Source organism: Aureispira sp. CCB-E, assembly GCF_031326345.1.
Taxonomy (GTDB): domain Bacteria; phylum Bacteroidota; class Bacteroidia; order Chitinophagales; family Saprospiraceae; genus Aureispira.
Window position 1 is genome coordinate 3,344,484 of the sequence record NZ_CP133671.1, and the last position, 25,726, is coordinate 3,370,209.

Annotated in this window: 19 protein-coding genes; 13 read left to right on the forward strand and 6 right to left on the reverse strand. The window is 36.0% G+C overall.

The genetic code is table 11. The features are described 5' to 3' along the window. Nucleotides 1–24 precede the first annotated feature (24 nt). Nucleotides 25–615 (forward strand): gamma-glutamylcyclotransferase family protein, encoded by a 591-nt coding sequence (locus QP953_RS12945; RefSeq protein WP_309555362.1) that lies wholly within the window; start codon nucleotides 25–27, stop codon nucleotides 613–615. 35 nt (nucleotides 616–650) lie between these two features. Beyond that, nucleotides 651–3,023: a hypothetical protein gene (locus QP953_RS12950; protein ID WP_309555363.1), complete on the forward strand. Its 2,373-nt coding sequence runs from the start codon at nucleotides 651–653 to the stop codon at nucleotides 3,021–3,023. A 26-nt stretch (nucleotides 3,024–3,049) separates the two neighbouring features. On the opposite strand, the gene QP953_RS12955 is transcribed toward QP953_RS12950, so the two are convergent. The 3 genes from QP953_RS12955 to QP953_RS12965 all read right to left on the reverse strand — a co-directional run bounded on the left by QP953_RS12955 (nucleotide 3,050) and on the right by QP953_RS12965 (nucleotide 6,076). Further along, the gene (locus QP953_RS12955) at nucleotides 3,050–4,480 is read right to left on the reverse strand and encodes a pyridoxal-dependent decarboxylase (protein WP_309555364.1); all 1,431 of its coding nucleotides are present in this window, start codon (nucleotides 4,478–4,480) and stop codon (nucleotides 3,050–3,052) included. Between the two features lie 176 nt (nucleotides 4,481–4,656). Then, complete coding sequence (gene msrA / locus QP953_RS12960) at nucleotides 4,657–5,190, reverse strand: peptide-methionine (S)-S-oxide reductase MsrA (protein WP_052595304.1); 534 nt, start codon at nucleotides 5,188–5,190, stop codon at nucleotides 4,657–4,659. A gap of 181 nt (nucleotides 5,191–5,371) precedes the next feature. Continuing rightward, nucleotides 5,372–6,076 (reverse strand): hypothetical protein, encoded by a 705-nt coding sequence (locus QP953_RS12965; RefSeq protein WP_309555365.1) that lies wholly within the window; start codon nucleotides 6,074–6,076, stop codon nucleotides 5,372–5,374. Between the two features lie 445 nt (nucleotides 6,077–6,521). Between QP953_RS12965 and QP953_RS12970 the strand changes: the two genes are divergently transcribed. From QP953_RS12970 to QP953_RS13015, 10 genes are all read left to right on the forward strand, one after another. After that, on the forward strand, nucleotides 6,522–7,853 hold the full coding sequence (locus QP953_RS12970; RefSeq protein ID WP_052595300.1) for a UDP-glucose/GDP-mannose dehydrogenase family protein: 1,332 nt from the start codon (nucleotides 6,522–6,524) through the stop codon (nucleotides 7,851–7,853). A 56-nt stretch (nucleotides 7,854–7,909) separates the two neighbouring features. Continuing rightward, a complete protein-coding gene (locus QP953_RS12975) occupies nucleotides 7,910–8,854 on the forward strand; it encodes a UDP-glucuronic acid decarboxylase family protein (RefSeq protein ID WP_052595298.1) in 945 nt (314 codons plus the stop codon). A 167-nt stretch (nucleotides 8,855–9,021) separates the two neighbouring features. Further along, a complete protein-coding gene (rfbB, locus tag QP953_RS12980; RefSeq protein WP_081909511.1) occupies nucleotides 9,022–10,074 on the forward strand; it encodes a dTDP-glucose 4,6-dehydratase in 1,053 nt (350 codons plus the stop codon). Between the two features lie 43 nt (nucleotides 10,075–10,117). Then, entirely contained in the window at nucleotides 10,118–12,589 is a 2,472-nt protein-coding gene (locus tag QP953_RS12985) for an SLBB domain-containing protein (RefSeq protein ID WP_309555366.1), read from the forward strand. A 9-nt stretch (nucleotides 12,590–12,598) separates the two neighbouring features. Beyond that, nucleotides 12,599–13,744: a hypothetical protein gene (locus QP953_RS12990; RefSeq protein ID WP_052595293.1), complete on the forward strand. Its 1,146-nt coding sequence runs from the start codon at nucleotides 12,599–12,601 to the stop codon at nucleotides 13,742–13,744. 92 nt (nucleotides 13,745–13,836) lie between these two features. Beyond that, nucleotides 13,837–16,359, forward strand: coding sequence for a C2 family cysteine protease (locus QP953_RS12995; RefSeq protein WP_309555368.1), 2,523 nt, complete (start codon nucleotides 13,837–13,839; stop codon nucleotides 16,357–16,359). Between the two features lie 3 nt (nucleotides 16,360–16,362). Beyond that, on the forward strand, nucleotides 16,363–17,073 hold the full coding sequence (locus QP953_RS13000; RefSeq protein ID WP_309555369.1) for a hypothetical protein: 711 nt from the start codon (nucleotides 16,363–16,365) through the stop codon (nucleotides 17,071–17,073). A gap of 46 nt (nucleotides 17,074–17,119) precedes the next feature. Then, nucleotides 17,120–17,944, forward strand: coding sequence for a mechanosensitive ion channel family protein (locus tag QP953_RS13005; RefSeq protein ID WP_063833064.1), 825 nt, complete (start codon nucleotides 17,120–17,122; stop codon nucleotides 17,942–17,944). Nucleotides 17,945–18,169: 225 nt separating this feature from the next. Then, nucleotides 18,170–18,922 (forward strand): polyphosphate polymerase domain-containing protein, encoded by a 753-nt coding sequence (locus tag QP953_RS13010; protein ID WP_052595285.1) that lies wholly within the window; start codon nucleotides 18,170–18,172, stop codon nucleotides 18,920–18,922. Next, entirely contained in the window at nucleotides 18,915–19,541 is a 627-nt protein-coding gene (locus QP953_RS13015) for a DUF4956 domain-containing protein (protein WP_052595284.1), read from the forward strand. The genes QP953_RS13010 and QP953_RS13015 overlap by 8 nt, the downstream gene beginning before the upstream one ends. A 263-nt stretch (nucleotides 19,542–19,804) precedes the next feature. Here QP953_RS13015 and QP953_RS13020 read toward each other — a convergent pair whose 3' ends face one another. Together QP953_RS13020 and QP953_RS13025 are read right to left on the reverse strand one after the other, a co-directional pair. Beyond that, nucleotides 19,805–20,368 (reverse strand): thioredoxin family protein, encoded by a 564-nt coding sequence (locus QP953_RS13020; RefSeq protein WP_052595282.1) that lies wholly within the window; start codon nucleotides 20,366–20,368, stop codon nucleotides 19,805–19,807. Nucleotides 20,369–20,475: 107 nt separating this feature from the next. Beyond that, nucleotides 20,476–21,570: a C1 family peptidase gene (locus QP953_RS13025; protein WP_052595280.1), complete on the reverse strand. Its 1,095-nt coding sequence runs from the start codon at nucleotides 21,568–21,570 to the stop codon at nucleotides 20,476–20,478. Between the two features lie 286 nt (nucleotides 21,571–21,856). Between QP953_RS13025 and QP953_RS13030 the strand changes: the two genes are divergently transcribed. Beyond that, the gene (locus tag QP953_RS13030; RefSeq protein WP_309555371.1) at nucleotides 21,857–25,018 is read left to right on the forward strand and encodes a CHAT domain-containing tetratricopeptide repeat protein; all 3,162 of its coding nucleotides are present in this window, start codon (nucleotides 21,857–21,859) and stop codon (nucleotides 25,016–25,018) included. A 78-nt stretch (nucleotides 25,019–25,096) separates the two neighbouring features. Here the strand turns inward: QP953_RS13030 and QP953_RS13035 are convergent, their stop codons facing one another. Continuing rightward, complete coding sequence (locus QP953_RS13035; RefSeq protein ID WP_063833069.1) at nucleotides 25,097–25,615, reverse strand: GNAT family N-acetyltransferase; 519 nt, start codon at nucleotides 25,613–25,615, stop codon at nucleotides 25,097–25,099. Between the last annotated feature and the right edge of the window lie 111 nt (nucleotides 25,616–25,726).

Below are 25,726 nucleotides of genomic sequence, written 5' to 3' on the forward strand. Positions count from 1 at the left end.
AGAATTACCTCTAAATCAATAAAAATGGAAAATAATAAAGTAATTATTGTAGGTTTTGGAACCTTATTGTTGCAAGAATCTTTAGGAGATACTGTTAGTGGAGAAAGGAAGTTTACACCAATTATTGTTAAAAACTATCGCCGACTATTCAACCTCTTGCCAGATCATTATGAAGCAGACAATCGTTTGAGAGAGAATTATACTGAAATAGGAGCGGCGAATATAGAGCCAGCAGAAGGTTTTGAATTTAATGGATTGAGTTTTGAAGCCAATGCCAGCGATTTAGAAAACTTAGATGCTAGAGAACGTTACTACAAACGCTCTGTTGTGCCTCATTATGATTTTGAAACGGGCGAAGCTTTGGGAATGTGCCATGTGTATGAATCGCCGTTGGATGCTCGTTGGCTAATACGCGATACTGATAAATTATTGCCTTTGTGGAGAGATATTGTCTATGCTCGTGTGGGAGCTTATAGAATAAGTGAGGCATTTGGAAAAATGTACGATGCGACTACTTATTTGGCTGATGGAAAAACATTGATGATCGATTATTATAAAGAACATCTAGAAGCGTTAGAGGATTTGGATACCGTGCGGACACAATATCAAAAGTAATCAACTATTGAATGTTTTGATTTAATCTTGCAATCATGAAGGAAAAGGATTTCTCTGTATACAACCGCGATTTAAATGTTCGGATAGATGGTGGTCGCTTGTGGCAAGCTCCTGTTAAAAAAACTAATGCAACTGGTTTTGAATTGGAAGAGGAGTCTCAAAAAGTTTCGATACATCTTTATCCCGACGATAAGTTTTTAGATGTCCAAGATGCTCTTTTTGAATTAATTCGGCAGCGCAACTGGTTTTATTATGTTGTGTTGCAGCTAAAAAAACGAATACCTTCACTATTGCTTTTGATTCCAATTGCTTTGACAGTAGCCTTTATTGGGTTTATTACTGTATGGGGAGATTTGGTGATCAATTGGGTGTTTTTAGGGGGCAATGATCCAACAGTATTTGGGTTGCCTATGAACGAGTCGGCAGTAGTCTATGCTGTTGTTGCTATTCTTATCATCTACTTCTTTCCTGTTTTGTTTACAGGAGAGCAAGAAGGATTCATTCAGGCACTAAACGAACGCTTTTCTAATCGAGAGGTTTTACGAAAACGATTTGGGTTGTTATTGACATTCTTAAGAGAAAAAGAGTATGTTTCTACCGTAGAAATTTGGAATCCAGACTTAGCGAACGAGGAGCACGACTGGGTTGGAAAGAGTCTTATTCCTGCTTTGTTGGATGCACAGTTAGCGGTAGTTTTGCATATTCGAATTGATGAGCAGCGTTTGGTGGAGAATTATTTTCAAAAACGAGTAGATACTATCTTAGAATGGGACGAAATCCCTTTGGAAAAAATAAAAGAAACCATCCATCCAATTGCTTATGATTATTTGGAAACGTGGGAAAAAAGCTTATTGGCGGTTTATGCCTTTGCATCGACGGCCAATTTGCCAGCTCATTGGCGCAACTTAGAAGGAAACTTGAACGATGGTGTTTTAACCAATGTTGTTTCCTTGCCTTTGGTCAAAACTTTAGTCAATCGATTCAAAGAACGCTTGTTTTCGGAAGAAGATTTGAGCAAATTGATTTCTCTAGATTTATTTGCTAGTCGTTGTATCAACGATTATGGTATTTTGGCTCCTTCGTTGCGTTATACTAGCGATGTATGGACGTTGGCTCCGTCCATTATTGAACTAGAAAGGGAAGAAATGGAGGAGGATATGAAATTTATGACCTCGTATTTACAGAGAGAAATAGAAGATTTGCAAGTATCTTTAGACGATCCTGTTGCCGCTTTGAGGTTGAGTAGCATTCAAGAAAAAGAAAGTATTTACAACGAAGATAGATTGACAGCAATACGTTTCTTTGTTCAGGTGATCTATACTTCAGAACAATATAAAATTCTGAAACAGTATTGGAACTTGGTTATTGGAAGTGATAAGGAGTCAAAGGATATGAATGAAGATGTCTATCGGATTATTGGGGTAGATTTGTTGTTAAATTTGGCAACGATATTTGAGCGTGCTGCTATGTATGATAATGCGTATTTGGCTTTGGATTATATCGAACGAATTTTTCCATTTAGAGGCAAAGTGGGCAAAGCGCGTATTCAAGAACGTCAAGGGAATTTTGAAACGGCTGTGTTGAGTATGTTGAGTATTCGGAAAGATTGGCAAGAGAAGAAAATTCGCTTAGAAGACCATTCTTTGATTGATTTAAAGTTGAATATTGCTTGGGCAATCGTTAGCGGTCGCTTGGAGGCACGGAGAGCAGAAGGTCGAAACGTTATAGAAGAAGCCAAAGCTTTATTATATAGTAAATTTGATACCATCCGAAACAACGATCAGACAATTCGTTTGCACAATATATTAGCCAATTATGAAGAGTGGGAAGGAAATCCAGATGGCGCTATTTTAAATTATGATAAAGCCTTGCAAATCCCTGGTATCAGCCAATCGGGTTTGAGTAATTTGTTGGTAAATAAGGGGATTGCTTTGCGGCAAATGAAAAAGCTCAAAGAGGGGGCTTATTATGGAGAAGAGGGAGTTACAATCAAAACAGCTATTGGTGATGCCGATCAATTGCCCATTGCGCAACACAATTTAGCGCAAACTTGTTTAGAACTAGCTTTTTCCTTGAGTAATCAAGCCGCACGGAAGGTCTATTTTGAAGTTGCGGCTAAACATTCTCAAGATGGATTGAAAATTCAAGCAAGAACAGGATCTGTCAAAAAAAGAGGGCAATTGTTAACCGAGTACTTTATTGCTATTTTTGAATTAGCGAAATGGCAGCAAGAGGAACAATATGCTTGTTCTTCGGCATTGCAGCAAGTACAAGATTGGCTCCAAAAAGAAAAAGAAGCTGGACGATCGGAGACCTATGACTGCCGAGTTGTCGTAGGAGAATTATTAGCTATGTTAAAAGAATTTAAGGGAACAACAATTGATGAAGCTTTAGCATGGCATTTGTAATAATTGACCAATTGTGTGGAATCTTATTATACCTTTGTCAATCTTTCTAATAGTTCCAATAAACGGTTAATAGTATGGAGGTGTGTTCTAAAAGAGAGTACCGCTAACCTTAAGTAAACCAATCCGTTGATAGTAGTAGAAGATACAAAAACGGAACCTTCTTCCTTTATTCGATTGGTCAATTCCAAATTGTAAACATTGGCATCGCCTTTTGTCGGAACATATCGATAAGTCATGACCGATAAATCAGGATAGGAGCCAACTTCAAAGCCATCTATTTGTTGTATCGCTTCATAAAAATATCGACAGAGCCAAATCTTTTCGCTCAAAGCCGCTCGAAAAGGAGCTAAGCCAAATAATTTTAACGGTAGCCACAAGCGCAATCCTCGGAATGGTTTGGTGAGTTCTGGCGATAAATCAGCAGGAGAGACCTCTTCAATGTCATCAAAGGCATCTTGTAAATAGTTGGCTTGCATATGTTGTGACTGGTAGAGCCATTTTACATTTCGAACCAATAAAGCACCGCTTCCATAAGGCAAAAATAATCCTTTGTGAGGATCAACAACGATGGAGTCAGCTCGTTCAATCCCTTTAAATTTGTCTTTGACTTCATCTGAAAGAATGAAAAATCCCCCATAAGCGCCATCTACATGAAACCATAAGTTTTCCGTTTGGCAAATAGTTGCAATGGTTTCTAAAGGGTCGATAGCGCCAGTATCTGTTGTCCCTGCCGATGCCATGACCATAAATGGTATTAAGCCTGCTTTTTTGTCTTGAATAATGGCTTCTTTCAACGCATTCGCATCCATTCTAAAATGGGCGTCCATAGGGATTGTACGTTGGATGGATTCATACAAACCACTAATTTTAATTGCTTTTAACGTACAGTGGTGTACTTGGGCGGTTGAGTAAATGACAACCTTTTCAAAATCTTTGGATTTAAGCTGTTTAAAATCTCTAGCAGCAACAATTGCAGTTAGATTAGCAATAGAACCACCAGAAGTTAAATTACCACCTGCTTCTGGAGGTAGACCAAAAAGATCACACATCCAACGCAAGAGCAAATTTTCCATCCGAACAGCACCAGGACTTGCATAAAATACGCCAGCGTAACGATTGCTAATGTCTGCTAAAAAATCGCCTAGTGAAGAGGGATAAATTCCGCCACCAGGAATATAAGCTAAGTGACCACCAGAGGCAGGATTTAGACCAGGTCGATCAACTTGCTGCTCAATTAAATTCAAAATATGTTCTATCTCAAGCCCTCCTTCTTGAATAGGACTATCTAGGATCGCTCGACCTTTATCTTTGCTAATTTGATAAGCTTTGGATGTCTCCAATTGGTTCAAAAAGCGTTCGGAATAATCAATAACAGCATTGCGTACGGCCTTGCGTTCAGGTGGAGTAGGCTCTAGTTGTAAAGCTATCTTTTCTAATGCTTTTATCTTTTCTAACATAACATTATTGAGGTGTACGTTGTTTGTTAAATGGTGATTGTTTGTTATAACCAAGTAATTCGTTGCAATAGAAATCAAATTTTTAATGCAAAACGCAATAAAACTATAACTTGTTAATTATCAACTGCGCTGCTACTGCGTGGTTTCAGCGAACTATTGATTATTGTGATAATGATTTAAGCTTTTAATTGATCCGCAAATTTTGCTCGAAATTTTTTTACTTTAGGACCAACAACAGCACTACAGTAAGGGTTTTCGCCATGTAGGTTAAAATAATCTGTATGATAATCTTCAGCAGGGTAGAAGGTGTCGAAGGCTGTGATTTCTGTTACAATAGGTTGACTAAACCTAGGCGCAGCAGCATTTTTGGAAGCTATTGCCGCTTCTTTTTGAGCTTCATTATGATAATAAATGGCAGAACGGTATTGTGTACCAATATCGTTTCCTTGCCGATTAAGTTGTGTAGGGTCGTGAGCATACCAAAGTGCTTCAAGAAGTGTTTCATAACTAATAACACTTGGATCAAAGTGTATTTGAATGACTTCTGCATGTCCCGTTGCACCCGTACAAACAGCTTTGTAAGTAGGGTTTTTTACATGTCCACCTGAGTACCCAGAGACGGCTTTGTGTACTCCTTTTAAATCCTGAAACATTGCTTCTGTACACCAAAAACAACCTGCGCCAAATGTTGCTAACTCTAAATTTTCCATTGTTTATATTAAATAGTAGTTCGTTGATTTTTTTCTTTTTACCAAAAAGATAAAAAAGTACATTTATATTAGTTTACTTCGTGAGTGCTGTGCAGTTGATAATCAAAATTTTAACACAAAACACAATAAAAGTGCAACTTGTTGATTATCAAGCTAATGAAGTTTTTCAACGAACTATTGATTAAACTATTGTTTGTGAATTAAACCATTGTAAAAAATCATTTTCTTCTTCCCCCAGCCATTCCAAAGGAGCTTCCATGATTTCTAGAGAAGGATGCATAGCCTTATAACTAGAAAAATCGTATTGCTGAAAAATAGCTTTGATAGCTCTAAAGTACGTTTCTTTTAGAAAATCAATTGAATGGTTTGGCTTAAAAAAATTTAAACCATAGTTAATTAAAAAAGCTGTCCAATCGTAAACCCTGTTTTTATCTTTTTGTTCATGAGCCTCTAGAATAATTTCAAGACTCAAATCATATAAGTCGAACTCTTGAGGGCTGTCTTCTTCTAATTGATCCCAAAGTGGCGAACCAAAATCATAGTAAATGGACTTGCTTTTCTGATCCCAATAAGCAGCTACAGGATTGTCACTACTCCAAACCTTATCGACATTGACGTGAATGAATTCAAATTCTTTTGTTTTTAAAGCATCAAAATAGGCAGTATGTTTTGAAAAACTAGGATGTTCTTCGATTTGTATAGTTTTGGTATAGCCATTTTTAAGCAAAAGTTGGATAACCCTAAAGTTGGTGAAACTACAATCAAATTGCTCTTGAATTTCGTATAAATTCCAAATGATAGAACGTTTGTATTTCTTTTCTTTTTGAGATTTGTCAATCAAGCGCACTGCTTCTTCGATGAGTGCTTCAATTTCCCACATAGACATAAGCAAATAGTGTGTTTGGTCATAATTTGCAAGTAATAACGACCATTATTAGAAATTAATGGATTTCGCTTTGCAAAAAATAAATTTAGTAGGTGAAATTATTACAATAGTTATTAGTAGCATTTTACAACATGATTTTAAAGAACCATTGTATTATAAACATCTAAGATAGTTATTTGGCGCTGTCAAATTAATTTTAACAAACAATAAATCTTTCGAGGTTTGCGTTTATGCAATAAAATATTTTACTTTGTAATTCAAAGTTCTTTTTAATGTTAAGTAGCTGTTTATGTGAGAAGAGACACTTACTAGAAGAGCTTCAATTCTATAGACGGTATTTTTTTATTCTAAACATTAAAAATGTATCTTTGCCCAAGTGTCCAAATCGGGTAAAAAACAGGATGCAAAATTCTTACTTTGCGTAAATCTAATAAAAAAAAAAAGAATGAATATAGCTATTATAGGAACAGGATACGTGGGATTAGTTACGGGAACCTGTTTTGCAGAAACAGGGAATCATGTTGTTTGTGTAGATATAGATGAGGCAAAAGTAGCCAAGATGAAATCAGGTGTTATTCCTATTTTTGAACCAGGCTTGTCAGTTTTGTTTGAACGCAATACGAACAATGGTCGTTTGTCGTTTACGACAGATTTAGCAGCGGCTGTAAAAGGGGCAGAAATTGTTTTCTTAGCTTTGCCAACGCCTCCAGGGGCAGATGGTTCGGCAGATTTATCTTATGTATTAGGTGTCGCAAAAGAGTTGAGTACGATTATTACCAAATATACTGTCATTGTCGATAAGAGTACGGTACCAGTAGGGACAGCAGAAAAAGTAGCTGCTATTTTAGCTGAGAAATTGGACAAGAGTTTGTTTGATGTTGTCTCTAATCCAGAGTTTTTAAGAGAAGGCGTTGCTGTAGACGACTTTTTGAAACCAGATAGAGTTGTTATTGGAACATCTTCAGCGGCAGCTCGTCAGACTATGGAACGTTTGTATTTGCCATTTGTGCGTCAAGGAAATCCTATCTTCTTTATGGACGAGCGTTCTGCGGAGGTAACTAAATATGCCGCTAATTCTTATTTGGCAACTCGTATTTCATTTATGAATGAGATTGCTAACTTATGCGAGTTGGTCGGTGCTGATGTTGACAATGTAAGGAGAGGAATGGGCGCCGATGGGCGCATTGGAAAGCGCTTCTTGTTTGCAGGGATTGGTTATGGAGGAAGTTGTTTTCCAAAAGATGTAAAAGCACTAGCTAAAACAGCAGACGACTATGGCTATGATTTTCAGATTCTAAAATCTGTTATGGACGTCAATAAAAAGCAAAAATTACGCTTGGTAGAAAAAATGAATGAGTATTACGATGGAAATCTATCGGGCAAAGTTGTAGCTATGTGGGGATTGGCTTTTAAACCCAATACAGATGATATTCGAGAAGCACCCGCATTGGAAGCAATTGACCAGTTGTTGGCAGCAGGAGCAACGGTTCAAGCATTTGACCCTGAGGCGATGGAAAATGTGAAGGCAATCTATGGGGACAAGATAACGTTTGTTAACTCAAAATATGATGCAACAAAAGGAGCCGATTGCTTGGCAATTATGACCGAATGGAACGAGTTTAGAACGCCTGATTTTGGTGAATTAAAACAGCAATTATCAGACAATATTATTTTTGATGGACGTAACTTATATGCGTTGGATATTGCAGCAGATTCTGGCTTGACTTATATGAGTATTGGACGTTCGGATGTGAATGTCCCAGTGAAACAGGGGTAATCCATTGGTTCCCCAAAAGCAAAAAAGAAGATAAATAAGAACAAGCAAATATAATTATGAAACGAGTATTGATAACAGGAGCTGCTGGTTTTTTGGGCTCTCATTTGTGTGACCGATTTATTGCCGAAGGTTGCCATGTAATTGGAATGGATAATTTGATTACAGGAAACATGGACAATATTGCACACTTGTTCAAATTGAAGCAATTTGAGTTTTACCATCACGATGTAAGTACATTTGTGCATGTCCCTGGCGATTTGGATTATATCCTTCATTTTGCCTCACCTGCTAGCCCAATAGATTATTTGCGTATTCCTATTCAAACCTTGAAAGTTGGCTCTTTAGGAACGCACAATTTGTTAGGGTTGGCAAAGGCAAAAAATGCCCGAATTTTAGTTGCTTCTACATCAGAGGTCTATGGTGATCCATTGGTGCATCCTCAAACCGAAGATTATTGGGGAAATGTCAATCCAATTGGTCCAAGAGGGGTATATGATGAAGCGAAGCGTTTTCAAGAAGCGATTACAATGGCTTATAACACCTACCATGGTTTAGAAACACGCATCGTTCGTATTTTTAATACCTATGGCCCTCGTATGCGAGTAGATGATGGTCGAGTATTGCCCGCCTTCTTCTCACAAGCAATTCAAGGCAAAGAGTTAACCATTTTTGGAGATGGTTCTCAAACGCGTTCTTTCTGTTATGTGGACGACTTGGTAGAGGGAATCTATCGCCTGTTGTTAAGCGATTGTTCTATGCCAATCAATATTGGAAATCCCGACGAAATTACGATTGGAGAATTTGCAGAAGAGGTATTGGAGTTGGTCGGAAATGGAAGTTTGTCCTATCATCCATTGCCTGTTAATGACCCCAAACGCCGTCGCCCAGATATTACCAAAGCCAAAGAAGTATTGGATTGGGAACCTAAGGTCGAGCGTGCAGAAGGGATTCGCAAAACATATGAATATTTTAAGAAAGTTGTTCCTGTAACTACTGCTTAAGCAAGTGAGCAAAAGAAATACAGTTTACTTCGTGAGCGCTTTGCTTTTAGTTAGCTGCGCTGCTACGTCGTGGTATTTATTATTTTTTGAACGATTGCTTAAGAATTTCAATTATAAAAATGCAAAAAACTCATTGTTTGACAATGAGAATAGATAGTATAACTAAAATGAAACAAACAATATTAATTACTGGTGGGGCTGGTTTTATAGGATCTCATGTAGTTCGTTTATTTGTAGAGAAATATCCTGATACACATATTGTTAATTTAGATAAATTAACTTATGCAGGGAATTTGGAAAACCTTTCAGATATTGATCAGAAGCCAAACTATACGTTTGTTAAGGGAGATATTGTCGACCGCCAATTTGTACAAAGTTTATTTGAGCAATATCAATTTGATGGTGTCATTCATTTGGCAGCAGAATCTCATGTTGATCGATCCATTACGAATCCGATAGCATTTGTGGAAACGAATATATTAGGAACTGTAAACTTATTGTACGCCGCTCGCCAAACCTGGGAGGGAAATATGGAAGGCAAACGTTTTTACCATGTTTCAACAGATGAAGTATATGGAACGTTAGGTACAACAGGGCTATTTACAGAAGAAACGGCTTATGACCCTCGTTCTCCGTATTCTGCTTCAAAAGCAAGTTCAGATCATTTGGTTCGTGCTTATTATCATACCTATAATTTGCCAGTTGTTATTTCTAATTGTTCTAATAACTATGGTTCACATCAGTTTCCCGAAAAACTAATTCCTTTATGTATTAATAATATAAAAGAAGGGAAACCACTGCCTATTTATGGAGATGGGAAGTACACTAGAGATTGGCTTTGGGTGAATGATCATGCCACGGCAATTGATACCATCTATCAGAAAGGCGTATTGGGAGAAACATATAATATTGGTGGACACAATGAGTGGAAAAATATAGACTTGGTGCATTTGCTGTGTGATGTGATGGACGAAGCGTTGGGCAATCCTCAAGGGAAGTCTAGAGAACTCATTACATTTGTAAAAGATCGTCAAGGTCACGATCGTCGTTATGCTATTGATGCTAGCAAGATTGCTCGTGATTTGGGGTGGAAACCTTCGGTAACTTTTCAAGAAGGATTGCGAACTTCGGTTAAATGGTATTTGGAGAATGAGGCATGGTTAAACAATGTGACATCAGGCGCTTACCAAAAATACTATGAAACTCAATACGAAGACTAAATTTACTTGACAGCGTACTAAGGACATAAAATAAAGTATTACTATGAAATTTCATCCAATCAAATTATTGCTAACCTGTTTTGCCATTTTGATGGTTCAGGTTTGTTTAGCACAAGAACCACCCAGTCCTGTGCCTGTAGTGCCTATTGGACCCGATGGACCTATTTTAGATCCAGGGGTTCAAGATGCGATTAATAAGAATAAAGGCAAAACTACAAAAACAACCAATACTGATGGTGGGGATAAGGATGGAACAAAGGAAAAGACAGGAGATACTGATGTAATCGAAGAAGGGGGAGAAGATAAAGAAGACGAAGATACTAAGATTAAGTTTGATTTGCGTCAATCTCAATTGCCTGAAGCAAAAATTTGGGGACAACAGTTTTTTAGAGATCAGAGTATTTCACTGTTTACTCGCTCTAGAGATATTAAAGCAATCGATAGTTACCTATTGGGTATTGGAGATGAATTAGCCATTACTGTTTGGGGGGCGTCTTCTTATAGTGCGAGTGTTACACTAGACGAAGAAGGGTATATTAATTTGACAAACCCTAATCGTGGTATAGATATTCCTAGACTGTACATCAAAGAAATGCGTTTCGCAGATGCTCGACAAGCGATTATTAAGCGTCTCGAAAAACATATGAATATTAAAAATTCTCAAGTATCTATTGAGTTAAACTATTCTAGAAGTTTGACAATCAATATTACAGGAGAGGTGTTTAATCCAGGGTCTTATACCATTCCTGCCGTTAATACAGCTTTTAATGCTTTGGTTGCTGCTGGAGGACCATCTCAAATTGGTAGTGTGCGCCTTATTAAGGTAGTTTCTTCTAGAATGAAAACACGAACGTTGGATGTTTATAAGTTTATGAACAACCCCAATATAGCCGATGAGTTTTTCTTGCATAATAATGACTACATTTATGTTCCATTGGCCGAACGTGTGGTTGAAATAGAAGGTGCAATTGAGCGCCCTTTTTTCTACGAGTTGGTAGGAGAGGAAAATTTGATAGAGCTGATTAAGTATGCAGGTGGGTTGCGCCCAGATGCCTATCGTAGAAATATACAAATTATCCGATACGAAAATGATGAGGAAAAGCTAATTGATGTCAATTTAGCCGAATTAATGCGAAGAGAGCTTAATTTTGAGCTTAAAGATGGAGACAGAATTAATGTGAATCCAATCAAGCAGGCTTATGCCAATTATATTACTGTAAAGGGAGCCGTAAAGCTACCAGGTACATATCAATTGGAACCCAATACGACTGTATACGATGCTTTGATGAAATCGGGGATAATTCGCTCTGCGGTAATGGAACGCATTTATATTAAGCGCTTGCAAGAGGATTTGTCCTTGAATTACATCCCAATTAATGTCCATGAATTGTTGGATAATCCCAATTCTCCAGAGAATATGATGTTGTATCCATTTGATGAAATTGAGGTGAAATACAAATCAGAATTTATTGATAAATACAACGTCAAAGTATATGGTGCTGTGCGTAAAACAGGGACTTTTGAATATAGTAATAATTTGATGCTTTCGGATGTACTGTATATGGCAAATGGACTTAAAAGAGAGGCGTCTAATAGTCATATTGAAATTTCTAGATTAACCTTGGATTCAATAGGAAATAGCACGTATGTTGTCTTTAAAACATTCAGAATTAGTAGCTTTGAAGATAGTTTAAAGGTAGATGGGGCAAAAGAGTTTTTATTAAGCCCTTATGACCAAGTTTTTGTGCGTACGTCTAAGGATTTTGAGGCACCTAAAAATGTAGAAATAAGAGGAGAAATCAGATGGCCAGGAGTTTATACGATGGAAAATGAGGAGGAGCGAGTTTGGGATTTGGTTAAACGTGCTGGCGGCTGGACAAATATTGCTTTCTTAAAAGGTGCCAAATTAATGCGGAAAGAAGAAGGCTTGGTTTTGCTCGATTTAGATATTTTGCAAAAAGAGGGAGAAGATTCGCGATTTAACTATGTCTTAAGAGCAGGGGATGTTATCATATTACCTAAGTTAAAAGATTTGGTTTCTATTGCAGGGAAAATTAATCATCCAGCAGTTAAAGAATATGCCGAAATAGCTTCTAGGGAGTTAGATTTAGAACTAGAAAAAGCCGAAACAGAAATAGAAAAGAAGGAAATTTTGTTGGATATTTTCAAAAAGGAAACGCTCAATCCAAGAAAAATTAACATTCCTTACCATGTAGGGAAACGAGCCAATTTTTATATCAGAGAGTATGGTGCTGGGGTAGACCGAAAACAGGGAGGACGCAAACGATTGGTGTATGTTCGCTATGCCAATGGAATGGTTAAAAAAACAAGGCACTTCTTATTCTTTAAAGTGTATCCTAAAGTAGAAAAAGGAGCGATGGTGTATGTGGGGGCAAAAGAGAAGAAATTGAAAAAAGATAGAGAACCAATCAACTGGTATAAAATTATTACAGATACATTAGCAGTCGGTTTCTCTGCGTTATCAATTTATGCCATCATTCGAGCTATAAGATAAATAGAGAGCATGAATAGTCAAGATCCAAATCATATCGTTGTTGTTCCTGAAGAAAAGGAGCAACTTAGTATGGCAGACATACTACAAATTGCAAAAGAATATGCGATAGAAGTGCTAAAATATTCTTGGTTAATTGCAATTTTTGCTGTTTTGCTGGGAAAGTATATGCGTGATCGAAAACTGAGCACTCCAACGACCTATACCGCAACGTGTTCGTTTACAGTTAATAAAGTTGCAACACAAAATCAGCAAAATATTGCTAGTATATTTGGAGGCGCAGGAGCCGCAGAAAACAATGTTAATTTCAAGCGTCTGCAAGAGATTATCGTTACTCGAAAGATCATCTCAAGGGTCTTATTTCACAAAAGCTCTCTTAGAAATGAGGAGGACACGAAGGAGGACTACTTGATCAATCATTACTTAAGGAAGTTCTATTATAAAAAAGATGCAGATAAAGTTGCCGATAAGGAGGATATGTATTTTCAAGCAGATACCATTGATCCTTATAATCGAAGAGCAAATTATTTGCTAATGTATGTACACAATCTAATCGTACGAAATCACTTGATTATAGAACCTTCTAAAGGTGGTATTATGATCTTAAAGGTAGTCTCTACTTCCGAAGATTTTTCTTATGAACTAATCATGGCTTTGTATAAGGAATTAGATCGTTACTATAGTGAAGATGCTTTGGAACAAAAAGAGCACTTCTATGAAATGGCAGAAAAACGAACAGAGCAACTCCGAGAAAAATTAAATAGTGCCGAAGCCGCTTATATCAACCATGCGAATACCAATACCGCCGAAGCAGATGGTCGTAATAATACGTTGATTAAAACACAGTTTTTATCGACAGATTTGAAAAAAGCAACACAGTCGTATTTTGCAGCTTTGGCTAATAAAGAAGCGGCTTGGGTGTCTTATGAATCTCAAAAACAAACACCGTCAATGTCTATTGTTGACCCGCCTTTATACCCATTGGCAAAAGCAGTGCCCAATCCATCTTTGCATATGATTGTAGGAGGGATACTAGGAGCAGGCTTGGCATTTTTGTTAATTGTCGGTCGAAAATTTGTCAAAGATTTTCTAGGCAAACAAAAGGAGGAGGAATTGGAAGCTGCTGAAAAAACTGAGGAATCTGTGGAATCTGTTTGATTTAGAGAGGTATGACAGTGTGACTACAGGATTGATACAACTCTTGTAGATAACAAAAGTGCAAAATTAGAGAAAGCTAAAACAAAAATCACATGAATCTAGAATTGAAAGACGAATTAAACGAACTCTTAGAGTCAATAAGAACTTATCAAAGACTTTTGATTGCTGAAGATGCAAAAGGGAAAGTTTCAAAAAAATATCATAACTATTTCGTCCAATTAAAACCTTTGTTTAAAACAATTCAAAAAAGGCTAAAAGAAAATGATGCTCTTGAAGGTTGCATCATTGGTGCAAAATTAAGACATCCTTTATCCGATGTGCTTTATATGCCAAAATGCCAAGTGGTGTTAGAGGTAGAAGCTAAAGAGAGCTGTGATTGGCTTAGCCAAGAAGTGGATATTGAGTATGCGAATCAAGAGCGAAAAACTACTCGAAAAACTACGCTTAAAAAAGAACAGTTTTCTTTTGAAGGAGGAAATCTACAAGGAAAGCTTACGTTTGAATTAAAATTTGAACAAGAAGAAAAATTTGTCACCATAACTTATGCTAATAACTCTTTCCGTATACAAAAGCTAGAATATACTGCTATTAAACTTGATACTCCTAGCAATGCAGAGAAAACTAAAAATAATTTTAGTCCTTTATTTGCTAAAGAGGCTTTCCAAAAGCAGTTGAAAGAAGCGTTTCCTTCTATTAAAATAATTCCCAATAAAGAGGCTTCATGGAAAACAAGTTTTGACCCTTTGAGTATTCAAGAGGACTTAGCTAATACGGTTCTTGTGGAGTTGCCCACAGAGTTGGAAGAGCTAAGCATGGAGGATTTAGGAGAAAAAAATGTGCTCATTAGTACTAGAAAATTCCAATTGAATACGATCAATTTGGAATTAAAAAAGGCATTGCAACGGTATGAGGGCTTAGAGTTTAATTATGAGGGCAACAATAAGACTTCAATATTTGATGCCAATTATCATAAAATTATTAAGGAAACGCAAGTGGTAATTGAGCATATTGATGATAGAATACAAATTTTGGAAAATAACTTATCACTTGTCCAAGAAGCTCAAATAAGCAAAAAAGAAATAAAAGCAAGTCCATTTTTGAGTTTGGCTCATGAAGTGAGCAATAAGCTGGAGTATGTGTGGAGCGAAATAATTAGGATTGGAGAGCGTTTTTCTACTTACCCTGATCTGATGTTAAGTTATGATGAATGGAAAATAGAATTGGAAAATGTCCGCCAAGAAATAAATTCTTTAACAAAGGTGTCACAAGATAGTTGGAATGCATTAGATGCAATAGAGCGACAGACTGATAGAGAGCGTAAAAAGTATGCTGCGATTAAAGAAAACTTCGACAACCTACAACAAACAATCTCTAATTTAGATAAAGACACTTACTACACAGACAAGAAAAAAGGATTAGAGAATTCGGATGATGGTTTTTTAGAGTATCAACAGAATGAAGATGAATTTTCAGCGAAAGAGCAAGTAACTTATGGTCTATCAGATGATGAAAAGGATAAGCTAAAAGTCATAGGAGGAAAAGCCACATTCGAATTTAAAGACCCAGATTTACTCCTATATGATGAGCAAAATGGAATTGAGCTAGAAGATATAAAACAAGGACAAGTGGGAGACTGTTATCTATTGTCTGCCCTTGCTAATCTAACAGAGGACGAATCTTCACTTATTAAAGAAATGATTGAAGAAAAAGATGGATTGTATATCGTTACATTATATCAGAATGGCATTCCTGTACAGATTGAGGTGGATAAAAAATTGATGGTTCTTCATAGAGAGTATCCTAACTTGGTAGGAAATATAGAAAAAAAAGATGAATACATAGGCGCTAGCCCTGTCAACGACATTTGGGTGGCCATCTTAGAAAAAGCTTATGCTAAATTAATGGCGAAGGGAGAATTTACGGACGAGAGAGTAACTGGGGGGCATGCAGAAGCAGCAATGAAGGTTTTGCTAGGCAACAAAGTAAAACAACCTACGGAGATTTATTTGGATGGTGCGGGAAAGCTTAGCGATACGCCTACGGAAAATGAATTTAAAAATCCCTTGGACTTTAGCAAGGTTTCTGAAAAACACCTTCGACAAATCATTCTCTCTGCCAAAGAGAAAGGATATAAAATAAATGTTTCTTCTCCAACTTCTTATAAGGGAGATGCTGTTCTAACCGATCAACATGTGGTGAAGATAGGAGAGAAAATATACATGAATTTCAAACATGCTTATTCGCTGCTTGATGCCAATGAAAAGCAAGCTATTTTGTTCAATCCCCATGGGAAGACCAAGCAAATTAGGCAGATTTTTGATCAAAAGATAGTAGACGAAATAGCTCGATTAGAATCGATTATTCCTCTAAAGGGGAAAATTTCTAAAGAGGTTAAGGAGACCGTTGAAACTATTTTAGAACAAAATAAAGCACTTCAAGCATCTTTTAATCAAACGCTGGGGAATCTGCGGACAAAGCTAAATAATGTATTGACATTGGATCTTGGCAAAGGTTTTATTCGTCAAGAAGTTGAAATTGAAAATCCTCAAAAAATAAGCTACAAAGTATTGAAAGAGTATTTTAGTTCTTTGGTGATAACCATTCTAAAGCAATAAAAAATGAAAATACTGCTATTAGTTGCCTTGTTGGGGGTAAATTTATCGCTTGTTGTTGGGCAGCCTATTCTGATGGATACGGTATTAAGGCTAACGGATAAGGTGTCTATCAAATGTTCCAAAGACTTTGAGATACACCAACGAGAATCATATGGGCCTATTGGTAAAAAAATAGACATTTCTACTACCATGCTAATCTACAATGAGCTTCGCTTGGAAAACAATGAAACTATTTTTATGTGGGTAATTCCTCTTTATGGTAATAGATCAGTAGATGTAATGGCTTATGCTAAAAAACTAGAAGGCGACACGAGTTTGAGTAAGTTGGAGAAATATGAGTTAGTTGCTAAAAAAATAAGTGTAAGGTATACCAATAGAAATGATATGTTGTCTGGTCGTAGTATTCCTTTTTCTGATATAGAAAAATCAAAATACTATTATTTAGACCGACGAGGTTGTGATTTAGATGTTTGGAGGTCTACGATAAATTTTTTAGGTATTAAATTGAAGCGAAAGACTTATACGTACAAAAATTATTGGGAGCGGTATTTATTGATAGATAGCATTGTCTATTATTTTTATGTGCGTTCGAAATGGGGGGTGAAAGGAGGCAAGCGAAAGAAAGATTTTAAGATGCTTGAGCCTATTTTTTACGATTTGGTCAACGGGATTATTATAAAGGAAGAGGAAGAGGGGCTTATTAAGGAAGAATAAAAAATGTTAACTTTAGAACAAAAAAATATTATAAAGAATAACAACTATGTTTGATATCAACGCACAAGAACTGTGGAATAAGTTTGGAGGGATGGTGTTAGAATATGCGCCTAGGTTTATGCTAGGGCTAATTGTATTTTATTTTGGTTTCAAAATCATCAACAAAGCCATGATTTTGTTAGATAAAATGATGCGTTCCAATTCTTTTGATGAAGATTTGCGACCGTTTATTATAACCTTGTTGGGTTTGTTGCTCAAAGTGATTGTCGCATTAAGTGCCGTAGACTTGCTAGGAATTAAGACCACTTCTTTTGTTGCGATGTTAGCTGCTGCGAGTTTTGCGGTAGGTTTGGCTTTGCAAGGGTCGTTGAGTAATTTTGCTAGTGGTATATTAATCTTATTTTTTAAGCCTTTTAGGACAGGAGATATGATTAGCATAGGGGATAATATTGGGATTGTACAGGAGATTCAAATTTTTAATACCATCCTTAAAACAATACACCAGCGATTGATTGTCATTCCCAATTCTATTTTAACAGGAGATGTTGTTGAAAATATTACAGGTGCTGGAATTATTCGATTAAATTTGACATTTGGAATTAGTTATGATGATGACATAGACAAAGCACGTGAAGTAGTTTGGGGAGTGATCAAAGGTTGCCCATTTTTGGTAAATATAGAGGGGCAAGAACACAAAGTGATTGTTGAAAAATTAAATGATAGTTCTGTCGATTTGGGCGTTTGGGTATGGACACAAGGTGTAGATTATTGGGATACCATGTTTTTTATGCAAGAATATGTTAAAAAAGCGTTCGATAAAGAGGACATTTCTATTCCTTTTCCTCAAATGGACGTTCATTTTAAAAAATAGTCATTGGCAATACACTGCCGACTACTTATGTATTTGTTGGTGACGATTCAAAATTTAACCCACCATATAATTACACAATAGACCAAATAAAAACTAAAATTTAGACTCTCAATACTGAATTATTTTTTTTGAAAAAAAATCTCCTTATTATAGGGGATTATTTTTTTTGAACGACATAAAAGTGGAAGCAACCAACATTCATTACACCCTAGTGAAATATATTTTATGATAAAAAATGACTTAGTGCAATTACTTCGTAAATTTGAACCAATTTCTTTGAAGGAAATGGACCGAGTAAAGCTTATGAATAGGGTGGAGACGAAGTTTTTGTTTGGTTTGGATCAACTCATGGAAATCCTAGAGGAGTTGATGGATGATTATCAAGTTGTAAAAATAGATGGAAATATGCTTCCTGCTTATAGAAGCCTGTATTTTGATAATGCTGAATTTTTCTTTTACAACGAGCATCATAGAGAAAGAACTAGCCGTTATAAAGTGCGATACCGAACTTATGTTGATTCCAATTTATCTTTTTTAGAAGTCAAACACAAATACAAAGGAAGGACCAACAAAAAAAGGATAAAAGTAGAAGACATGGCACAAGAAATGCCCGAACCTCATCGCAATTTCTTGAAAGAATTAATGGTTCCTAAAGCTGATTTGCAACCCGTAATGATGAATACTTACAATCGAATTACGTTGGTTGCTAAACATGCTGTAGAACGGCTTACTTTAGATATTAATCTAAATTTTGAATTTGGAAACAAACAAAAAGAACTTAAAAATATTGTCATTGCTGAATTGAAACAAGAACGGATTACTAGAGATTCTCCTTTTTATAAAGTAGTTAGAGAAAAAGAAATGCGTCCTTATCGAATTAGTAAATATTGTATGGGCATTATACACCTGTATGGGCAAGAAAATATTAAATATAATCGATTTAAAAAGAAACTCCTAAGATTAAATAACTATGCTTGAAGTTACCTGGTTTGATGATGATGTGTACAAATTATTGTTGAGAATGCTCATTAATGTAGTCTTTCTTACAATAATTATTCGATTTTTGTATTATCCAATCACCAAACGAAAAGACTATTTATTTACCTATTATTTGATAGGTTTTATTACTTTTTTCTTGTGTTTTAGTCTCAAAAAATTGGACATCGATACGGGAATGGGCTTAGGGCTATTTGCTATTTTTGGAATCATTCGCTACCGTACCAATACCATAGAAATTAAAGAAATGACTTATCTCTTTGTGGTCATTGGATTGAGTGTAATCAATTCGCTGGCATCCAAAAAGGTGTCAATGGTTGAAATTGCCATTATTAATGGAACCATAACTTTTATAACGTTTGCTCTAGAATATTTGTGGTTATTAAAGCATGAAACGAGAAAGACAATTGTCTATGAAAAAATAAACCTCATCAAGCCTTCTATGGAAGCCGAACTAAAAAAAGATTTGGAAAAACGGACAGGCTTAAATATTAATCGTTTTGAGATTGGAAAAATTAATTTCTTGAACGATACAGCTCAAATTAGAATTTACTACTTTGCAGACGAGCAAGAACTTTCGGATTATAATTCTAGAGAGTAGCAAAATTGCCTATTTAGTGAGTAGAAACATTCTTTCGGTTTGCTGCTTATTACAAATAAAATGTGCTGCTGTTAAATATAGTAGTTCGTTGATTTTTTACTTTTTTAGCTCGGTTTGTTACTCCCTACGGTCGTGAGCTCGCTATGCTCGGTTCGCTCGTGAGATCGCAAGCTTAGTTACCAAAAAGATAAAAAAGCAACGAACTATTGTAAATAGATACAGCAGCACATTTTTATTATAATGATGGCTTCGATAAATACATCTTAATGTACGGTTGATTGGGACAGTAAGCCTAAAAGCTCTGTTTGGATAGACTGCCCTTTATCTTCTTTGTACCAATGCAAGATTTCTCCGTATTTTTCATCCGTAGAAGCATCAGATGTTTTTTGTTTCTGTACCAAAGCTTGTGCTTCGGCAGGACGAGGTCCCCAAGTAAACAGATCATTCCCCTCAGCATCTCTAGCGATCAATTTAGGAATCGATTTTCCTCCATTGGTCAAGTAGTTATCTATTTCACTATCAGAATCTCGCAACTGCACTTCAATATTGATATTAGGATTAAGGGCAGCCATTTTTTCTATGTAAGGAATTGAATTAGCAGCATCACCACACCAAGGTTCTGTGATTAAAACCCATTTTTGAGGTTGGTTAATCTCCATAATCGCCTCAGCAAGTTTGGGTTCAATGGTGCCTTGCTTGGTCCAACGTTTCATTCTAGAGTTATTCAATTTTACATAATTGATATAACTTTCTTTATCATAAGGAGCTGCTGTTATTTCTCCCATCAAAATTTGGGCAAATAGATCTCTATATTCTTGTACCGTCATTGTTTTTGTATTAAACGCTTAAAAAATCCACAACTACGCAGTAGTAACGCAGCATTATTAAAAATAATCAGACACCTAACAAGGCAACAGAAGAAAAGTTGTTAAACTTATTGAAATTTTTTGCTAATCGTTTTAGGAATGGCTTCCTTGTGTACTAAAATACCTACTGTTTTCAGTTGGAAATAGGCTTGAGACATATACAAATAGCCTTTAAACGTATTCGATGTCCCCCAAGAGTTCTTAATTTTGTAATACTTGGTACCTTTTGTATCATAAGCAATGCCTACCAAATGCATTAAGTGATCGTCTGTTGTCGACTTGCTTTCAAACGTACTTTGACGCAATTCTTGTGTTACTTTTATTTCAGCATCTGGTTTATCCCATAAGTTTTCTCTATTGGGATCTTGAGGCAAAATAGCTAAGCCTTCTTTGTGGCTAAACGTAGCTTCGCTAACATCTCCATCCCATGCTACCGAAAACCCATTTTGAATCGCATTATCTACAATTTGTTCCAACTCTTCCATAGGAACATTTTGATAAGAGCCATTCGAATAATTATCAGGAATTTCTAAAACAAAGGATTGGTAAAAAGGATGGTGAGTATAAGAAGTTAAGCTAATGTAGTCGCTTCCCTTGATGCCTAAGAATTGAGCAAAGCTTTTTGGGGTATACTCCTTGCCATCGTACTTAAATTGTTCTGGGGCATCTCCCATATAAATATCCAAAATGGCATTCATAGCAGCTTTCCATCTAGGGCTCAATGTTTTGCGTTGTTGTAAACCGTCTAGCATTCCTTTAGTTGCGCTAATCATTTCTCCATGGTTGTGCACTTCAACTCCTTCAGATTTGCCAGAGAAGGCAGCTTCAGGAACTAAGCCAACACGTTCTACCGCATTGATAACATCATGAGACAAAGAACCTTCACTATAATTTGCTTTTCCTTGGCGGAGTATATAGTTCTGTGCTTTGTCCATATAGGTAGCACGAACACTGAACATTTCAGATAAGTCAATGTCCATTTTTTTAGTTCGTTTAACTTCTGATTCTAAGAATGAAGAAGTAGCAAAGCTCCAACAAGTTCCTGTTCGTTCTTGGTTTTTTACTTCTGTACATACCACATCGTATTTAGGAGTAATTTTGTACTGTGCAAATGCTGTATTTCCAGTTATGACCAAAGCCAATGGAAGAATAAAATGTTTCATAAATAATTTTTATTTGATAATAATGGTGCAATTTTGCATTGTGATAATATCTAATACTGAATACTTAATTTCTTTTGTTGCAAAGTACTAAAAAGTGCATTAATTTCAGATTAAATCCTAGATAAAGCGTGTGCTAGAAGGGACTTTAAATGGCTTGTTTTTGAAGAAAAAATTTTGCAATACACATCTTATTTCAAGATTTCGAGAAAACAATGTACCTATAACTCGTTTAAAATTATGTATCTTGCTGCCATAAACGAGCAGTTTCTACTAGATAAAAAGATATATGATTCACAAAATATTTACACTACTTTTTCTTTGTTGTTTGGGATGCTTCAAAATGCAGGGGCAGCAGGATTTTTGTAAGAATACCGATTCGTTGGGAGCAAGAACTTATTTTATCAAAGCTACGCAAGCATCGCAAAAGGGAAAGTACAAGGAAGCCATTGCTTTCTTTCAAAAATCGGGAAAGTTATACGAGCAAGTTGGTTGTCAGGGAAAGGCTTTCTTGATGAATCGCAATATATTAAGAACTTATATTAGGGTACGTGATTATCTAGGATTTAATGCTTTTTTTTATAAAACCATAAAAACCGTAGAGTTTCCAGCAACAAAAGAAGAATTTGTTTACAAGGGGCGCTTGTATTTGTTGAAATCAGAAATGTGTGTGGTGAGTAATGATATTGATTCTGCTGCTTTTTTTGCTCAAAAAGCAAAACAGGTTCATGAGCAAAAAGGAGCTTGGAAATACTACATTCGGGACAATACACAATTAGCAAAAATTGCTTTTCGACAACAAGATTACGAAAGTATGGAGCGCTTTTTAGACAATTCTTTTAGTGCCTACAAAACTTATATCAAGGTTGAAAATAGGTTGTTGCAAGAAATAATGGGTTTGTATGGCGCTTTGTATTACAAAACAGGGGATTATGAAGAAGCCTTGGATAAAACCATGAATGCTGTCGAGGTCGTACAGAAGGATATGAAAACTCAGGATGATACCTTGTTTTTAGCGCGATTTTATAACAATATTGGGTTGTTTTACATTGAATTGGGAGATATTTATAAAGCTGAGGATTATTGTAATAATTCGTTGTATTTATTTAAAAAATTAGGAAACTATTTTGATGCAGCGACCACAAATTTAAATTTAGGAGAATTTTTTGCCCGCCAAGGAAAGTTAGAGGAAGCTTTGTCTCTTTATAATTCAGGCATTCAGTCTCTTGCAAAATCCAAAGGAGTTCCACCTTACCAGTTGGATCAATCCTATATCAATATGTACAATGGCATTGCTTATGCCGCAACGGAGTTAGGAAGTTACAAAGAAGCGTATGAGGCTATTCAAAAAAATCTTGATATTCACAAAAGGCAAGCAGATAAAAAAGACGAAACGTTTAGTGTTTGTGGGTTATATTACAGAGCAATAGGGAATTACAATACATCTTTGGAGTATTACCAAAAAGCCTTGAAAATTCGGCATGAGACCTATGGAACAGAGCATCCGTTAATTGCGAAAGTGTACTTTAATTTAGGGCAAACAGAGCAAAAAAAGAATCATAGCGCCCAAGCACAGATGTATTATAATCTAGCCAAACAGGCAATAAAAGTACCTGCTAAGCAAGAGTTGATCTCTTTTTTGATGAATAAAGATAGTGCAGATGCTATTCCAGATAAGGCTGTCTTATTGAAAATACTAGATGCAGAAGCTCGATTGCTACAAGAAAAAGATGCCTTGGAATTAGCCAATAATAAAACAGAGGCAGCGGTGTTGTTATTAGAAAAAATGCGCAACAACTTTAAGGAAGAAGGTTCTAAATTATTTATGGTACAAACCATGATTCCTACTTACGAATTGTCAATAGGCGTGTCGCTTGACTTGTATCAAAGAACCCAAGATAGAAGGTATTTGGAGGAAGCGTTTCAATTGGTTGAAAAAAGTAAAGCAATGCTATTGCTTGATGCCTTAAAAGCAGAGGAAGCTAGAAACTTTGGGAATGTTCCCAAAAAGTTGCTCAACGAGGAACGACGACTCGCTAGAGAACGGGTACGTTATGAAAAGTTGTTGTTTGAAGCTAAATCGGCTAGAGACGAGTCAATGATTAGTTGGCATCAAAAAGAATTATTAAAGCTTAAAAGAGCTTCGGAGAAACTTCAAGATACTTTGGAAAATAATTATCCTAAATATCACGAACTAAAGTACAATACACAAATAGCTAACTTAGAGCAAGTACAAAAAGATTTAGATAGCCAAACTGCTTTGATTGAGTTTTTTGTCGGTGCCAATCATATCTATATTTTTAGTGTTTATTCGGATACTGTTTGGGTAACGAAAGTTCCAATGGACAATCAATTTATGTCCGCAATACGAGGTCTACGCACAGCTCTGACGGATGTTAAAATGTTGACCAAAGATATAGAATCTTCTTATTTGTTGTTAACCAAAAATGGTCGGTTGATTTATCAAAAATTTTTGGAACCTGCTCTAAAAAAAGAAGGAATAGAACGCTTGGTGATAATACCTGATGGTATGTTAAACTATGTTCCTTTTGATGTTTTGTTGACAGAAAAGCCAGATTATCAGACTGTAAATTTTAAAACATTGCCTTATTTGATTAAGAAACAAACCATCAATTATCATTATTCTTCGACCTTAAAATTGTTTAGCAGGGCTCCTGTAAAAACAAATGGTAAGATGTTGGCAATGGCTTCTTCTTATGATAAAGATAAATTTATTAATGCAAAAGGATTTAGTGCAAGAGACTATCGCATTCGAACAAGTGTCGAGGATTTGCCAGGAGCAAAAAGAGAAGTCGAGTACCTGTCTAAGACCTTTGCAGGCAAGTTTTTGTATGGAACAAATTCCAATGAAGCTATGTTTAAGGAATATAGCAAGAAAGCTCCTTATAGTGTCATTCATTTGGCAATGCATGGAATCGTAGATTCAAAGCAGCCAGAGTACTCTAGTTTGGTGTTTACCCATTCGGGGAATAAAAAGGAGGATGATTTATTGCATGCTTATGAATTGAATTTATTGGAAATAAATACAGATTTGGTAGTGCTTTCTGCTTGTGAAACAGGCTTTGGCAAGTATGAACGTGGAGAAGGTGTTGTGAGTTTAGGGCGGGGGTTTATGTACTCTGGAGTGCCTTCTTTAGTGATGACGTTGTGGCCTATCAATGATAAAGCAACATCTATTTTGGTCAGTGCTTTTTATAACGAATTAGCAATGGGATACGGAAAAGATGAGGCCATGCAAAATGCCAAAATTACTTACCTGAATAAAGCGAAAAACCTAACGGCTCATCCTTTCTTTTGGGCAAGTTTTATTCAATTGGGGGATTACAATCCCATTGAACTTAAAAAACATTGGGCTTGGTGGCAAATTATATTAATGATTCTACCTGTTGTATTGGTGATTTTTTTACTGATAACATACAGGAAGAGATAACCTATAGGAGACTCGGTAAAGGAAATTTTTTCAAATAGGTTGGCAAAACACAATAGTTCGTTGACACCACGCAGCTAACTATTGTTTTAAGAAAGAATAGATGTGTTCATCTAATAAAACACCATTTTTGATCACTCCTTTAGGGACAATAGATTCGAGGCGAAAGCCCACTTTTTCAAGAACTCTTTGAGAACCAATATTCCCTTCAAAAACACCCGCATAGATTCTTTGTACTTCAAAATGCTCAAAGGCATAAGAAATCATATAACGGACAGCTTCTGTAACAATACCTTGTCCCCAGTATGCTTCTCCAATCCAATATCCAAGTTCTATATTACAACGATGGATATCTGTTTCAGGACGCAAGCCTATTGCACCAATGCAGTTGTCTTCTACTAAAATGGCCAAATTTTGAGCTGGTCCTTTTATTTGTTGATTGAATTCAACCCAAGATACGGCATCTTTTAACGTATATGGATTAGGAAAACTATCTCTCAAATATTGAGCTATAAGAGGATTGTTGGCATGTTGAACTAGTGTTTCACAATACGTCTTCTGCCATTTGGTTAAACTGCACGATTGAAGTTTGATTTTCATAACAATAAGTTTAAAAATGATAATCAAAGAACCCATTTTTAGTGGTATATGGTTCCATTATATCATAAAGAACCTACTTTTTTTTTTTTATTGCATTCAAATCCGTTATTT

Coding starts and splice junctions, on each gene's coding strand:
- QP953_RS12945 (WP_309555362.1), top strand. CDS start 25: ATGGAAAATAATAAAGTAATTATTGTAGGTTTTGGAACCTTATTGTTG.
- QP953_RS13010 (WP_052595285.1), top strand. CDS start 18,170: ATGATAAAAAATGACTTAGTGCAATTACTTCGTAAATTTGAACCAATT.
- QP953_RS13025 (WP_052595280.1), bottom strand. CDS start 21,570: ATGAAACATTTTATTCTTCCATTGGCTTTGGTCATAACTGGAAATACA.
- QP953_RS13000 (WP_309555369.1), top strand. CDS start 16,363: ATGAAAATACTGCTATTAGTTGCCTTGTTGGGGGTAAATTTATCGCTT.
- QP953_RS12955 (WP_309555364.1), bottom strand. CDS start 4,480: ATGTTAGAAAAGATAAAAGCATTAGAAAAGATAGCTTTACAACTAGAG.
- QP953_RS12965 (WP_309555365.1), bottom strand. CDS start 6,076: ATGTCTATGTGGGAAATTGAAGCACTCATCGAAGAAGCAGTGCGCTTG.
- QP953_RS12985 (WP_309555366.1), top strand. CDS start 10,118: ATGAAATTTCATCCAATCAAATTATTGCTAACCTGTTTTGCCATTTTG.
- QP953_RS13030 (WP_309555371.1), top strand. CDS start 21,857: ATGATTCACAAAATATTTACACTACTTTTTCTTTGTTGTTTGGGATGC.
- QP953_RS12975 (WP_052595298.1), top strand. CDS start 7,910: ATGAAACGAGTATTGATAACAGGAGCTGCTGGTTTTTTGGGCTCTCAT.
- QP953_RS12990 (WP_052595293.1), top strand. CDS start 12,599: ATGAATAGTCAAGATCCAAATCATATCGTTGTTGTTCCTGAAGAAAAG.
- QP953_RS13035 (WP_063833069.1), bottom strand. CDS start 25,615: ATGAAAATCAAACTTCAATCGTGCAGTTTAACCAAATGGCAGAAGACG.
- QP953_RS12970 (WP_052595300.1), top strand. CDS start 6,522: ATGAATATAGCTATTATAGGAACAGGATACGTGGGATTAGTTACGGGA.
- QP953_RS13020 (WP_052595282.1), bottom strand. CDS start 20,368: ATGACGGTACAAGAATATAGAGATCTATTTGCCCAAATTTTGATGGGA.
- QP953_RS12995 (WP_309555368.1), top strand. CDS start 13,837: ATGAATCTAGAATTGAAAGACGAATTAAACGAACTCTTAGAGTCAATA.
- msrA (WP_052595304.1), bottom strand. CDS start 5,190: ATGGAAAATTTAGAGTTAGCAACATTTGGCGCAGGTTGTTTTTGGTGT.
- QP953_RS12950 (WP_309555363.1), top strand. CDS start 651: ATGAAGGAAAAGGATTTCTCTGTATACAACCGCGATTTAAATGTTCGG.
- rfbB (WP_081909511.1), top strand. CDS start 9,022: ATGAAACAAACAATATTAATTACTGGTGGGGCTGGTTTTATAGGATCT.
- QP953_RS13005 (WP_063833064.1), top strand. CDS start 17,120: ATGTTTGATATCAACGCACAAGAACTGTGGAATAAGTTTGGAGGGATG.
- QP953_RS13015 (WP_052595284.1), top strand. CDS start 18,915: ATGCTTGAAGTTACCTGGTTTGATGATGATGTGTACAAATTATTGTTG.